Source organism: Sulfitobacter sp. M22 (assembly GCF_021736025.1).
Lineage (GTDB): Bacteria > Pseudomonadota > Alphaproteobacteria > Rhodobacterales > Rhodobacteraceae > Sulfitobacter > Sulfitobacter litoralis.
Genome location: NZ_WMEC01000001.1, coordinates 432143 through 445004, shown reverse-complemented (window position 1 = coordinate 445004; position 12862 = coordinate 432143). Strand labels below are relative to the sequence as shown.

Below are 12862 nucleotides of genomic sequence, written 5' to 3'. Positions count from 1 at the left end.
TGCCAGCGTGGGGCAACATTTATTGGTAATAAGATATTACCAATGCGGCGATACCTTACCGCTCGGCCGCAGATACCCCCGCCTTCCGACACCTCTCAGAGCAGTATTTCACCGCTTCCCAATCACGTACCCACTTGCGTCGCCAGCTAAAGGGCAGGCCGCAACGCTGGCAGATCTTTGTTGGCAACTCTGACCTTTTGCGCATTTTCGCCATGGCACTTCCCTCGTTCGCAATGCGGCACGCATAAAAAACGGCAGACCTTGTTGCCAAAGTCTGCCGTCCAAATCGTTAAATTTTCAATCGTTAATTAAGCGTCGCGGAAACTCAGTTGCTTTCGTTCGTTCCCGGTGCGACGGGATCAACCGGCGCGGCGTTTGTATCATCAGCTTGCGATGCGCCGTTGAGTTCGGCGTCGGTCACGGCAGGCACGGTGCTATCGGTGGTGATACCTTGCGTCGCTTCCTCTGCCGCGGGCTGATGGTCTTCGCGGCCATTACCGATCAGAATAAATCCGAGAATTGCGGTGATGACGACGCCGAAGATGATCGCCCCCTTTACGCCAAGCAGCGCAGGCTTGTGCTGTTTCTCTTGCTTCTCAATGTTTGTGTCGGGTGCAGACATGGTGCCCTCCGATGGGTCGGTGTAGGTTGATCTTATCGGGTGGCGACCTTGCAGGCGCCATTGTGCAGGACTAACTTGGACATTGGACATTCGGTTCCAAACAGAAGGAAAATACATGCGCGACGCTGCCCCCCAGACGATATACTTGGCCGACTATACCCCCTACGGCTTCATCATCGACCATGTCGCGCTGCATTTCGATCTGGACCCGCGCAAGACCCGCGTCAAAAGCCGGATTGCCTTCCGCCCCAACCCCGATGCCAGTGATCGCACATTCTTCCTGCATGGCGAAAACCTGTCGCTTGTCACTGCTTCGATTGATGGCGCGCCGGTATCGCCCGAAGTGACCCCGCAAGGACTGACCTGCGACGTGCCCGACGCCCCGTTTATCTGGGAAGCCGAGGTGGAGATCGACCCGCAGGGCAATACCGCGCTTGAGGGGCTTTATATGTCGAACGGCATGTATTGCACCCAATGCGAGGCCGAAGGCTTTCGCAAGATCACCTATTATCCCGACCGCCCCGATGTGATGGCGGTCTTTACTGTCACCATCAACGGCCCGCACCCCGTTTTACTGTCCAACGGCAACCCCGTCAGCAGCGGTACCGACACAGCTGAATGGCATGACCCGTGGCCCAAGCCCGCTTACCTCTTTGCACTCGTCGCGGGAGATCTGGTGGCGCATCCCGGCAGTTTCACCACGAAATCGGGCCGCGCCGTCGACCTGAACCTTTATGTGCGCCCCGGTGACGAGGGCAAATGCGCCTTTGGCATGCAGGCGCTGAAAGACAGCATGAAGTGGGACGAAGACGTCTATGGCCGTGAATACGATCTTGATCTGTTCAACATCGTCGCCGTGGATGATTTCAACATGGGCGCAATGGAGAATAAGGGGCTGAACATCTTCAACTCCTCTGCCGTGCTGGCCAGTCCCGAAACCTCGACCGATATGAACTTTGAACGGATCGAGGCGATCATCGCGCATGAATACTTCCACAACTGGACCGGCAACCGGATCACCTGCCGCGATTGGTTCCAGCTGTGCCTCAAGGAAGGGCTGACCGTTTACCGCGACAGCCAATTCACCTCTGACATGCGCTCGGCTGCGGTAAAACGGATTGGCGATGTGATCGATCTGCGCGCCCGTCAGTTTCCCGAAGACCAAGGCCCGCTGGCCCACCCCGTGCGGCCCGAAAGCTTTCAAGAGATCAACAACTTCTACACCGCCACGGTCTATGAAAAAGGGGCCGAGGTGATTGGCATGCTCAAGCTGCTGGTCGGTGATGAGGCCTACTCAAAAGCGCTCGACCTCTATTTTGACCGTCACGACGGGCAAGCCTGCACCATAGAAGATTGGCTGCAAGTATTTGAAGACACCACTGGCCGCGATCTGGCGCAGTTCAAGCGCTGGTATTCCCAAGCCGGCACACCGCTGTTGTCCGTCACCGAAAGCTGGGACCACGGCACGTTGACGCTGCACTTTAAGCAGCACACGCCGGCCAGCGATGCCACAGCTGATCCGCAGCCTCATGTGCTGCCGATTGCCGTCGGGCTGATCGGTCAAGACGGCGACGAGGTCGAGGAAACAACGGTGCTCGAGATGACACAGGCCGAACAGAGCTTTGTCTTTGACGGTCTGGGGACGCGGCCCGTCGCATCTGTGCTACGCGGCTTTTCCGCGCCCGTGATCCTGACCCAAGACCTGTCGGACGCAGATCGTGCGCATCTGCTGGCCCATGACACCGACCCCTTTAACCGCTGGGAACAGGGGCGCATGCTGGCCTATGGCTCGCTGCTAGGGATGATCCGCGAGGGCAAGGCCCCCAACAAGGACTGGCTGGCCGGTATCCGTGCGGTGATCGGTGATGAAACTCTTGATCCGGCGTATCGTGCGCTGATGTTGGGCCTGCCGTCGCAATCCGATCTGGCGCGCGCTTTGTCAGAGGCGGGCGACACCCCCGACCCCGACATTATCTATGCCGCCACCGAGGCAACCCGCGCCACGATGGCAGAGGCTTTTGCCGATCTGCTGCCGACGCTCTATCGCCGTCACACGGTCGACGCTCCGTTTGAACCCAACGCGAAACAAGCGGGCAAGCGGGCGCTGTCCAATGCTGCGCTGTCCCTGCTGACGCGCAATGACGACGGCGCACTGGCGCAAGAACAGTATGACGCGGCTGACAATATGACCCAGCAGCTTTCCGCGCTGGCCAACCTGATCCGCGCCGGTCGCGGCAACAAAGCCGTCGACGCGTTCGAGGGACAATGGAAAGCGGACCGGCTGGTCATGGACAAATGGTTTGGCCTGCAAGTGATAGAAGCCGACCCCGAAGACGCCCACGAAGTCGTCGAAACGCTGACCAAACACCCCGACTTCAACTGGAAGAACCCCAATCGGTTCCGCGCTGTGCTGGGGGCCTTTGCCGCGCATCACGCGGGCTTTCACCATGCTTCGGGCGCAGGCTACCGTTTGCTGGCGGACTGGCTGATAAAGCTTGATCCGGTGAACCCGCAAACCACCGCGCGCATGTGTTCGGCGTTCCAGACGTGGAAGCGGTATGACAGCGACCGCCAAGCGATGATCAAGGCAGAGCTGGACCGCATCCTGTCACAGTCTGGTCTGTCGCGCGACACCACCGAGATGCTGTCGCGTATCCGCGGCGCGTGACGAAAACTGAGGTGTCCCGCATGCGGGCACCTTGCCTACCCCGCTTGCATTGATCCAACTTAGGGACGGGCTTTCGGGCGCACAGCGTCTAGCGGTTTGCAATAGGTCTGCCGTTTCAACCAGCCCGCCATGTCATTGCGCTTTGCGGGGCTGCGCATGGGCCCCCAATCGGCGGCCACGCCTTTTCCGCCGCGCCCATAGATCACACCGTCGCGGGGCACCGTCACCGCCATGATCCGTATGGCGCAGCTCAGGTTCGCGCCGCCGTTTTGCAGACTAGCGCCCGTGCCAGCATTGCACCCATAGCCGCGTGCCGTGGCAGGTAAAATCTGTAGCAACCCATACCAAAGCCCGCCGCCACCGACGGCGCGCGCCTTATAGGTGCTTTCGTGTTTTGCGAGGGCCGACATAAACCCGACCCAGAACGCGCGACGATCCGCGTCCGAGGCGGTGGGATAGGCAGGGCACCATTCTTCGACATCGGCGGGCACCATATCAACCAAGGGCTTGCCATGAGACTTGAGCGCTGACAGCGCTGTTCGGGTCCAGATCGCGTGACCGCGCCGGTGTTGCCACCTTGTGCGCGGGATCACCGCGCTGCGCGCAGGCGGAGAGACATCGTAAAGGGTGATCGGCGCCGCAGTGGTGAGGTCAGGCTTGGACCCGCCGTCCTCCCCGGTCAGCGCAGGTGCGGGTTCGATCGGCGGGGCCGTCGGGGCCGTAGCCGGCGCAGGGTCACTGACCGCGCCGCGCGCGATCGGGCGCAGAACGTTCACCGTCTCGGCGACAGCGGGCAGCGTCACGCCCCCCCACAGGCAAAGCGCGATCGCAGCAGACCCCAGAATCACGCGCGGCGAGCCATCGCGTCGCAGTCTTTTGCGGCGTGCACTATTCTTTACAGACATGTGTCCCCTCACTCGTATTCGCGCACAACATAGCGCGTTCGGTGCCATCGTCTCCAGTCTTTGAACAATCAGGCATTATTCAGCCTTAAATTGCATTTCCGCGATAGGAAAATCCCAGACTGACCACCGCGATGCCATCTTGGTGCCCAAATATCCCGCCAGTTTCATCAGCAGAAGACGGGCTTACCCAAGACTGGACAACCGATGCTGCACCTCAAGAAATTATTCAAACGCAAAAGCATGCCAACACTGCTGTTGGAAACAGGCGACCTTGGTTGTGCACCGCGTCGCCGCGAGCCCCATCCGCAGAATCAAGAAACGCCTGCCCCCTCTGCTCCTGCGCGTGCCGACACTGTCCCCGCGTCACCGCAAGAGATGCTTTGCATCGACTGCCCCGATCCCACCGCCGAAGACCGGCTATGCGATGAAAACCACCAGCTCGGGCAAAAGCTAGTGCGGCAGGAAAACTGGGCTGGTCTGTCCAAGGCAATTCGCCGCGCTGACGCAGACAACACCCTTACCCCCGGCTCTATGCCTGTGGCCGAGCTGATGGCCCTTGGTGCGCGCGCTGATGTTGTGATGGCGACGGAACACGCGATCGAAGACGTCGACAGCGGCTTTGCCAAAGCACTGCTCAGCGGAATCGAGGATTTCGAACATGTGCTGGACGCGCATCAAGACGACTATGTCGTCGCCTGTGTCGTCGCCCAGGCCCATATCGACATCGGCTGGGCCTGGCGCGGCAAGGGCGAAAGCACCGTGCTGCCCCAACGCAACCGCGACGCCTGCATCGCCCACTTTGAGCGCGCCGGAGAGATAATCGCGCCGTTCATCGAACAGCATCCCACCAGCGCGCTGGTGGCGGCGACCCGTTGTGCTCATGTCAGCGGCCCGCTTCACCACCAAGGCGGGCTGCGCGAAAGCTACGAACAGCTCATTCTGCTCAACCCGCTCAACCCGCGCCCGATGCGCGCCTTGGGCAACCACATGTTGCCGCGCCACCACGGTGGCTATACCGAGCTTGAGCTTGAGGCGCGCCGCACCGCCGCACGTGTGCAGAATGTCTGGGGTGCCGGTGGCTATACCTGGGTTATGTTTGACGCCATCTGCGCGGATGACACGGCATGCGCCAATCTGGACGTTGATTATTTCATCGACGGGCTGCGCGATATTCTAGCCCATCATTCGACCGCGTATTGTGCGAACCTGCTGGCGGCCTATTGCGCCAATATGCCCAGCTTTGGCGGCGGCGGGGATGAACGCGCCGACAATATCCGCGCCCAAATTGGGGCCTGCACCGATTGGATCATCCGTGCACATCTGACCGAGCTCCACCCGATGATCTGGGCCCACGCGGCCCACGGGTTCAACAATAACCTGCGCATCCGGTCGCCGCATAAATTCGCCGCCTCTGGCCGCGATGATGCGATGCAAGTGATCAACAGCCTGTTTCGCTCCGAACTCGCATCGGGGCAACGCATCGTGTTCACCAGCAATGGACCGCAGGCAATGACCGCCTAACGCCAACATCCAAAGCGGATCAGCACACGCATTGGCGCTGCCCCCCTCTTGCAGCACCCCGCCCCCTGTCTTATGACCAAGGCGTTCTGTTTCTGACGCCAAAGGTGCCCCCATGCTTGACCTGACCTATGACACCCCCAAAGTGCGCACCATTGCGGGTGCCAAACATGACTGGGAACTGGTCATCGGGATGGAGGTGCACGCGCAGGTCATGTCGAACGCGAAACTCTTTTCCGCCGCTTCGACGAAATTCGGCGCAGAGCCCAACAACAACGTATCTTTTGTGGATGCGGCCATGCCCGGCATGCTGCCCACCATCAATGAATTCTGTGTCGAACAGGCCGTGCGCACGGGTCTGGGCCTCAAGGCCGAGATCAATCTGCACAGCGCCTTTGACCGCAAGAACTACTTCTACCCCGATCTGCCGCAGGGCTATCAGATTTCGCAGCTGTACCACCCCATCGTGGGCGAAGGCGAAGTGCTGGTAGAGCTCGGCGACAATACAGCGCGTCTGGTGCGCGTGGAACGAATTCACTTGGAACAGGACGCGGGCAAATCGATTCACGACATGGACCCGAACATGTCCTTTGTGGACCTGAACCGCACCGGTGTCGCGCTGATGGAAATCGTCAGCAAGCCCGACATTCGCGGCCCCGAAGAGGCTGCTGCCTATCTGACCAAGCTGCGCCAGATCTTGCGGTATCTCGGTACGTGCAATGGCGATATGCAATCTGGCGCGATGCGTGCGGATGTGAACGTGTCAATCTGCCTGCCCGGCCAATACGAGAAATATCAGGCGACGCAGGACTTTAGCCACCTCGGGACGCGCTGCGAAATCAAGAACATGAACTCCATGCGGTTCATCCAACAAGCGATCGACGTCGAAGCAAAGCGCCAGATCGCCATCGTCGAAGCCGGCGGCGAAGTGGTGCAGGAAACCCGTCTGTTTGATCCGGACAAGCAGGAAACCCGCTCCATGCGCTCCAAAGAAGAGGCGCATGACTACCGCTACTTCCCCGACCCCGATCTGCTGCCACTGGTCATCGAACAGGCGTGGGTTGATGACATCGGTGCCAACCTGCCCGAACTGCCCGACGCCAAGAAAGCGCGCTTTATCAATGACTTTGGCCTCAGCGACTATGATGCGTCGGTTCTGACCTCAGATCTGGACAGCGCGGGCTACTTCGAGGCGACCGCACAGGGCCGAGACGGCAAGATGACGGCGAACTGGGTGATCAACGAACTTTTCGGCCGCCTCAAGAAAGACGAGAAAGCCATCACCGACAGCCCCGTCAGCCCTGCCCAGCTGGGCGGCGTTATCGACCTGATCGCGTCTGATGCGATTTCCGGCAAGATCGCCAAGGACCTGTTTGAAATCGTCTATACCGAAGGTGGTGACCCTGCCGTGATCGTCGAAGAACGCGGGATGAAGCAGGTCACAGACACCAGTGCCATCGAAGCCGCCGTAGACGAGATCATCGCCGCGAACCCCGATCAGGTTGCCAAAGCGCGCGAGAATCCGAAACTGGCGGGCTGGTTCGTCGGGCAAACGATGAAGGCCACTGGCGGTAAGGCGAACCCCAAAGCGGTGAACCAGATCGTTGCACAAAAGCTGAACGGCTAAGGCGTCGGGCCGGGGTTTACCAAAGCCCCGGCCCTTTTCTCGCCACGCTCACCCTCTGACACGCTTTGAAAGGTCTTTTATGGATACGCCCTTCCGGTCATCGCCGCGCCTTGTACAGCCCGAATGGATCGACTTTAACGGCCATTTGAACATGGCTTATTATTCGGTGTTGATGGATAACGCGGTCGATGATGCCTACCATCAGATCGGGTTCGGACCAGAGTATCAAAAGACAGGTCACACCACTTATGTGGCCGAATTCCACGTCTGTTATCTGCGCGAGTTGCACGAGGGCGCGTCAACCTATTGCACGTTCCAACTGCTCGACTTTGATGAAAAGCGTTTCCATTCGTTTACGCAGCTCTGGCACGAAGACGGTTGGCTGGCGGCCACCGGCGAAGCGCTGACGCTGCATATCGATCAGTCGGGCCCCCGTGTGGCCCCGATGCCCGCCGATATTATGGCCCGGCTAGAAGCGATGAGATCGGCCCACGCGACGTTGCCCTACCCTGAACAGGCTGGCCGTAAAATCGGGCTGAAACGCTGATCCGCGCCCTCTTGTTTGACCTCTTTTGACCCGAAAGCCAGCCCACATGCCACGCTATGAATACAAAGTTGTACCCGCCCCCACCAAAGGGCTGAAGGTCAAGAACATCAAAGGTGCTGAAGCGCGGTTTTCCCATGCGCTTCAGGAGCTTATGAATGGTCTTTCAGGTTACGGTTGGGAATATCAGCGGGCAGAGACTCTGCCATCGACTGAACGGGTGGGGCTGACCGGCAGCACGACGGAATGGCGCAATGTACTGGTGTTTCGCCGCCTACGCGAGGAAGCGCCGGACACGGCCCCTACTGAACTGCTCCCTCCTCCGTCAGATACGATGGAAGAGCCCGAAGCCACTGCTTTGGACGCGAACACGGACAACGCAGAGGACGAAAGCTATTTCGAGGATCAGCACGGTGAAACCGACGAGGATGAAGAAACGGCGGCGGTTGCTCCGACAATGCTGAACGCACTGGCGTCGCGACGCAAAGCAAGCACGGTCGAAGTCCCTGCGGAAAGCAAGCCCGAGGCCGAAAAGCTAGCGGCAAAGACGCAAGTCGAGACTGACAGCCAGACAAAATCAATCGACACTTCCGAGGAAAAACCCGCCGGCGATCCCCAGACAAAGTCCGTGGACGAAAAAGCTGCGAAGGCTTCGGATGAAACCAAAGACGCCCCTGCCCCCGAAGACGTCCCCGCGTCCAAGGTCGATAAGACCCCGGACTAAGGGGCCCCTGTCAGACGTCGAGATCCAGCGCCAGTGCGTGAATGCGGCCGATCAAGTCGGGACCAAGCGCATCATGCACAGCGCGATGACGCGCAACCCGGGACAGCCCCTTGAAATGGGCGGACCGAATTTTCACATTAAAATGACTTTCACCCCCCTCGCGGAAGCCGCCATGCCCACGGTGGCTTTCACTATCGTCAACGACGCTTAATTCCGACGGTGCAAACGCCTCTTCCAGCCGGTCGGCAATTTCTTGTGTCACTGACATTTTTTAGCTTAGCCCCCTTCAATCTTTGAGCCCAAGGTCTAAACTGACCGGCCTGAGTCGGAAAGGTCCATATCATGCCCAAAAGTGATCCCTTTGGATTCGACATGTCTGTGTCGTCTTCGAAAAAGAAAAATCCCCGCGGCCGTCGCGGGATGTCCGGCGCGTCCGAGACATCACAACGCGTCTGTTCGCACGAAGGCTGCGAGGAAGCCGGCAAATACCGTGCGCCAAAAGCACCTGACGTGCTGGATGACTATTTCTGGTTCTGCCAGCAGCACGTGCGCGAATATAACCTCAAGTGGAACTTCTTTGACGGCACCACAGAGGCAGAATTAAACGCCCAGCAATCCAAGGACAAAGTGTGGGAACGCACCACCAAGCCGCTTGGCGATCCCGAAGCACGGGCTTGGGCGCGTTTGGGCATCGAAGACCCGCATCAGGTCTTGGGCAAAAACGCGACGCAGAACCCCGGCAAGGGGCCTGCCGCCGGACGCCGCCTGCCCCCCACAGAACGGCGCGCTCTGGAAATCCTCGAGGCCAAGGACACCTGGAGCAAGCCAGAAGTGCGCAAGGCGTATAAGGCGCTTATCAAGGTACTGCACCCCGATATGAACGGCGGTGATCGCAGTCAGGAAGAGCAGTTGCAGCTGGTCGTCTGGGCCTGGGACCAGCTCAAGGGCAGTCGCAACTTCAAGGACTGATGCAGCACCATTCCGGCCGGCCGAGGGCATCGGCCACCGCGTGAAGCGCGTGCCATAGCCAGACAGACGGGGCGGTGTAGACAGATGCGCCGCCCCTTTTTCGTCCCCCGCAGGTCTTTGCGACTTTGCCGCAGGTGCGAATTGCCCCTTTCCCTCACGCTCAGGAAAGATATGTTGCCGTGGACGCCACCCCCTGATCCGCAGGCGGTGCGCAGGACAGAAGCATGAAGGACGTACAGAATATGGCCGAGACCTCATTGGACCTCACAACCAAACCCACCAAAGAGATCTCCGTTCGCGAAGTCTTTGGCATCGACACCGACATGGTCGTGCACGGCTTTGACGAACGCACAAGCCGCGTTCCCGATCTGGACAGCACCTATAAATTCGACCCTGACACCACGATGGCGATCCTCGCGGGCTTCAACCACAACCGTCGCGTGATGGTTCAGGGCTACCACGGGACGGGTAAATCCACCCACATCGAACAGGTGGCAAGCCTGCTGAACTGGCCTTGTGTACGGGTCAACCTTGATAGTCACATCAGCCGGATCGACCTGATCGGTAAGGATGCGATCAAGCTGAAAGACGGCAAGCAGGTTACCGATTTCCAGGAAGGCATCCTGCCTTGGGCGCTGCGCAACCCGACTGCGATTGTGTTCGACGAATATGATGCGGGCCGTGCCGACGTGATGTTCGTGATCCAGCGCGTGCTGGAAGTTGACGGCAAGCTGACGCTGCTTGACCAGAACAAAGTGATCGAACCCCACCCCTATTTCCGCATCTTCGCAACCGCCAACACTGTTGGTCTGGGCGATACCACGGGCCTTTACCACGGTACGCAGCAGATCAACCAAGGTCAGATGGACCGTTGGTCGCTGGTTGCCACATTGAACTATCTCAGCATCGATGCGGAAACGCAGATCGTTTTGTCCAAGAACCCGCATTACAACACGGACAAGGGCCGCAAGACGATCAAGCAGATGGTCACCGTCGCCGACCTGACGCGGACCGCCTTTATGAACGGCGAACTGTCGACCGTCATGTCCCCGCGTACCGTGATTGCCTGGGCCCAGAACGCCGAGATCTTCCGCGATGTGGGCTATGCCTTCCGCCTGTCGTTCCTCAACAAATGTGATGAACTTGAACGCCAGACCGTCGCCGAGTTTTATCAGCGCCTGTTCGACGAAGAGCTGCCAGAATCCGCCGCAAGCCTGAGCCTTGGCTAAGCCACCATCCCCCCTGTGCCCGCGTTGGCAGGAGGGGTGACGAAAAAGACGTCCACCGGCACCTAGGGTCGGTGGACAACAGCCTGACCGCAGCGCCCCTTTTCGTGTGGCCGCGGTGACCAAAGCCGCAGGTCGGCCGCACTCGGATGGGAGAATGACATGAGCAAACAATCAGATAACCCCGCCGACGCGTTCAAAAAGGCTTTGGCCGAAGCGACCAAGGTCATGTCGAAGGATCCCGATCTAACGGTGAGCTACTCCGTCGATCCATCGGGTCTGAGCGGCGATTCAATGCGCTTGCCACAGGTCAGCCGCCGCATGACCCGCGAGGAAGTCCTGCTTGCCCGTGGCACCGCCGACGCGCTCGCGCTGAACCGGCGCTACCATAACGGCCAGACCCATTCGAAATATATGCCCGCCGGTGACATGGCCCGCGACCTATATGAGGCGATGGAAACCGCCCGCTGCGAAGCCGTGGGCGCACGTGACATGCCCGGCACCGCCGGCAACATCGACGCGAAGATCAAATACGACTCCCTGCGCAAAGGGTACGATCAGGCCAAGCAACCCTCTGACGTGCCTTTGGCGACGGCAGCAGGCTATCTAGTGCGCCATCTGGCGACGGGGCGCGATATGCCTGCCGGTGCCGCCAACGCAATGGACCTGTGGCGCGGTTATATCGAGGATCAGGCCGGCGGCACGCTTGAGACGCTGAACGACACGCTTGATGATCAGGCGGCCTTTGCCCGCTTTGCGCGCAAGATGATCGTCGATCTGGGCTACGGCGACCAGCTAGGTGATGACCCCGACCAAGGCGACGATGATCAGGACAGTGCCGAGGAAGAAGGCACCGAAGAAGAGCAAGAGCCCGATAGCACCGGTCAAGACGAACAGGACGAGGACGAGGCGGAAGCCTCTCCCGAACAGTCGCAAGAACAACAGCAAGATGAATCCCAAGCGCAGGTGTCGATGGATGACACCGCCGATCAAGAGCTTGGCGAAGAAGCCGAGATGCCCGATGGCGACGCCCCGATGGAGCCTCCCGCTCCGCCGCAGGCATCGGATGCGGACCCGAATTATCTGGTGTACCAGACCGACCACGACGAGGTGATCGGTGCGGCGGATTTGGCCGAACCGGCAGAGCTTGAACGGTTGCGCGCTTATCTCGACCAGCAACTTGAACCATTGAAGGGCGCGGTGAGCCGACTGGCGAACAAGCTGCAGCGCCGCTTGCAGGCGCAGCAAAACCGGTCGTGGGAATTTGATCTCGAAGAAGGCACGCTGGATGCCGGTCGTCTGGCCCGTGTCGTGGCCAACCCCACGACGCCACTGTCGTTCAAGGTCGAACAGGACACCGAATTCCGCGATACCTGCGTGACGCTGCTGCTCGATAACTCCGGCTCGATGCGCGGGCGTCCGATCTCTATCGCCGCGATTTGCGCCGATGTTTTGGCCCGCACGCTGGAGCGCTGCAACGTCAAAGTCGAGATTTTGGGCTTTACCACCCGCGCCTGGAAAGGTGGCCAAGCCCGTGAGGCATGGTTGAACGATGGCCGTCCGGTACAGCCGGGTCGTCTGAATGATTTGCGCCACATCATCTATAAATCCGCAGACGCCCCCTGGCGGCGTACGCGGCCCAATCTGGGGCTGATGATGAAGGAAGGCCTGCTGAAAGAGAACATCGACGGCGAGGCGCTGGAATGGGCCCACCGCCGGATGATCGCACGGCACGAGTCCCGCAAGATCTTGATGGTGATCAGCGACGGCGCGCCCGTAGATGACAGCACCCTGTCGGTGAACCCCGCCAACTATCTGGAAAAACACCTGCGCGACGTGATCGCGATGGTCGAAAAGCGCAAGGCCGTCGAGCTGCTGGCCATCGGCATCGGCCACGACGTGACCCGCTATTATGACCGCGCCGTCACGATCACGGATGTGGACCAGTTGGCCGGTGCCATGACAGAGCAGCTGGCCGCCCTTTTCGACACCGATCCGCGCAAACGCGCCCGTGTCATGGGCATGCGCCGCGCAAGCTGAGGGTCAAGGACGCTCCGCG

Annotated in this window: 12 protein-coding genes; 8 read left to right on the top strand and 4 right to left on the bottom strand. The window is 59.8% G+C overall.

All coding sequences use genetic code 11. The features are described 5' to 3' along the window. Positions 1-55: 55 nt before the first annotated feature. Positions 56-205 carry a DUF2256 domain-containing protein gene (locus GLP52_RS02200; protein WP_336885927.1) on the bottom strand — a complete coding sequence of 50 codons (150 nt, stop codon included), beginning with the start codon at positions 203-205 and terminating at the stop codon, positions 56-58. Positions 206-325: 120 nt separating this feature from the next. Further along, positions 326-622 carry a hypothetical protein gene (locus GLP52_RS02195; protein WP_237271453.1) on the bottom strand — a complete coding sequence of 99 codons (297 nt, stop codon included), beginning with the start codon at positions 620-622 and terminating at the stop codon, positions 326-328. A gap of 115 nt (positions 623-737) precedes the next feature. Here GLP52_RS02195 and pepN point away from each other — a divergent pair, with 115 nt between their 5' ends. Beyond that, positions 738-3290, top strand: coding sequence for an aminopeptidase N (gene pepN / locus GLP52_RS02190; RefSeq protein WP_237271452.1), 2553 nt, complete (start codon positions 738-740; stop codon positions 3288-3290). 59 nt (positions 3291-3349) lie between these two features. On the opposite strand, the gene GLP52_RS02185 is transcribed toward pepN, so the two are convergent. Continuing rightward, positions 3350-4195 carry a transglycosylase SLT domain-containing protein gene (locus GLP52_RS02185; protein WP_237271451.1) on the bottom strand — a complete coding sequence of 282 codons (846 nt, stop codon included), beginning with the start codon at positions 4193-4195 and terminating at the stop codon, positions 3350-3352. Positions 4196-4435: 240 nt separating this feature from the next. On the opposite strand from GLP52_RS02185, the gene GLP52_RS02180 reads away from it, so the two are divergent. The 4 genes from GLP52_RS02180 to GLP52_RS19580 all read left to right on the top strand — a co-directional run bounded on the left by GLP52_RS02180 (position 4436) and on the right by GLP52_RS19580 (position 8608). Then, complete coding sequence (locus GLP52_RS02180) at positions 4436-5716, top strand: hypothetical protein (RefSeq protein WP_237271450.1); 1281 nt, start codon at positions 4436-4438, stop codon at positions 5714-5716. Positions 5717-5828: 112 nt separating this feature from the next. After that, the gene (gatB, locus tag GLP52_RS02175) at positions 5829-7340 is read left to right on the top strand and encodes an Asp-tRNA(Asn)/Glu-tRNA(Gln) amidotransferase subunit GatB (RefSeq protein WP_237271449.1); all 1512 of its coding nucleotides are present in this window, start codon (positions 5829-5831) and stop codon (positions 7338-7340) included. A 79-nt stretch (positions 7341-7419) separates the two neighbouring features. Further along, positions 7420-7887: a thioesterase family protein gene (locus GLP52_RS02170; RefSeq protein WP_237271448.1), complete on the top strand. Its 468-nt coding sequence runs from the start codon at positions 7420-7422 to the stop codon at positions 7885-7887. A gap of 46 nt (positions 7888-7933) precedes the next feature. Then, positions 7934-8608, top strand: a complete 675-nt coding sequence (locus GLP52_RS19580; RefSeq protein WP_336885916.1) for a hypothetical protein — start codon at positions 7934-7936, stop codon at positions 8606-8608. Between the two features lie 10 nt (positions 8609-8618). On the opposite strand, the gene GLP52_RS02160 is transcribed toward GLP52_RS19580, so the two are convergent. Next, positions 8619-8876: a BolA family protein gene (locus tag GLP52_RS02160; protein WP_093732665.1), complete on the bottom strand. Its 258-nt coding sequence runs from the start codon at positions 8874-8876 to the stop codon at positions 8619-8621. 74 nt (positions 8877-8950) lie between these two features. Here GLP52_RS02160 and GLP52_RS02155 point away from each other — a divergent pair, with 74 nt between their 5' ends. The 3 genes from GLP52_RS02155 (at position 8951) to cobT (ending at position 12843) form a co-directional block, all read left to right on the top strand. Then, complete coding sequence (locus tag GLP52_RS02155) at positions 8951-9577, top strand: J domain-containing protein (RefSeq protein WP_093732666.1); 627 nt, start codon at positions 8951-8953, stop codon at positions 9575-9577. Between the two features lie 224 nt (positions 9578-9801). Then, the gene (gene cobS, locus GLP52_RS02150; RefSeq protein ID WP_414718557.1) at positions 9802-10806 is read left to right on the top strand and encodes a cobaltochelatase subunit CobS; all 1005 of its coding nucleotides are present in this window, start codon (positions 9802-9804) and stop codon (positions 10804-10806) included. 159 nt (positions 10807-10965) lie between these two features. Further along, complete coding sequence (gene cobT, locus GLP52_RS02145; RefSeq protein ID WP_093732667.1) at positions 10966-12843, top strand: cobaltochelatase subunit CobT; 1878 nt, start codon at positions 10966-10968, stop codon at positions 12841-12843. Positions 12844-12862: the final 19 nt, after the last annotated feature.

Excerpts from the sequence above, each read along its gene's own strand:
- GLP52_RS02200 (WP_336885927.1), bottom strand. The coding sequence starts at position 205 with ATGCGCAAAAGGTCAGAGTTGCCAACAAAGATCTGCCAGCGTTGCGGC.
- GLP52_RS02195 (WP_237271453.1), bottom strand. The coding sequence starts at position 622 with ATGTCTGCACCCGACACAAACATTGAGAAGCAAGAGAAACAGCACAAG.
- pepN (WP_237271452.1), top strand. The coding sequence starts at position 738 with ATGCGCGACGCTGCCCCCCAGACGATATACTTGGCCGACTATACCCCC.
- GLP52_RS02185 (WP_237271451.1), bottom strand. The coding sequence starts at position 4,195 with ATGTCTGTAAAGAATAGTGCACGCCGCAAAAGACTGCGACGCGATGGC.
- GLP52_RS02180 (WP_237271450.1), top strand. The coding sequence starts at position 4,436 with ATGCCAACACTGCTGTTGGAAACAGGCGACCTTGGTTGTGCACCGCGT.
- gatB (WP_237271449.1), top strand. The coding sequence starts at position 5,829 with ATGCTTGACCTGACCTATGACACCCCCAAAGTGCGCACCATTGCGGGT.
- GLP52_RS02170 (WP_237271448.1), top strand. The coding sequence starts at position 7,420 with ATGGATACGCCCTTCCGGTCATCGCCGCGCCTTGTACAGCCCGAATGG.
- GLP52_RS19580 (WP_336885916.1), top strand. The coding sequence starts at position 7,934 with ATGCCACGCTATGAATACAAAGTTGTACCCGCCCCCACCAAAGGGCTG.
- GLP52_RS02160 (WP_093732665.1), bottom strand. The coding sequence starts at position 8,876 with ATGTCAGTGACACAAGAAATTGCCGACCGGCTGGAAGAGGCGTTTGCA.
- GLP52_RS02155 (WP_093732666.1), top strand. The coding sequence starts at position 8,951 with ATGCCCAAAAGTGATCCCTTTGGATTCGACATGTCTGTGTCGTCTTCG.
- cobS (WP_414718557.1), top strand. The coding sequence starts at position 9,802 with ATGAAGGACGTACAGAATATGGCCGAGACCTCATTGGACCTCACAACC.
- cobT (WP_093732667.1), top strand. The coding sequence starts at position 10,966 with ATGAGCAAACAATCAGATAACCCCGCCGACGCGTTCAAAAAGGCTTTG.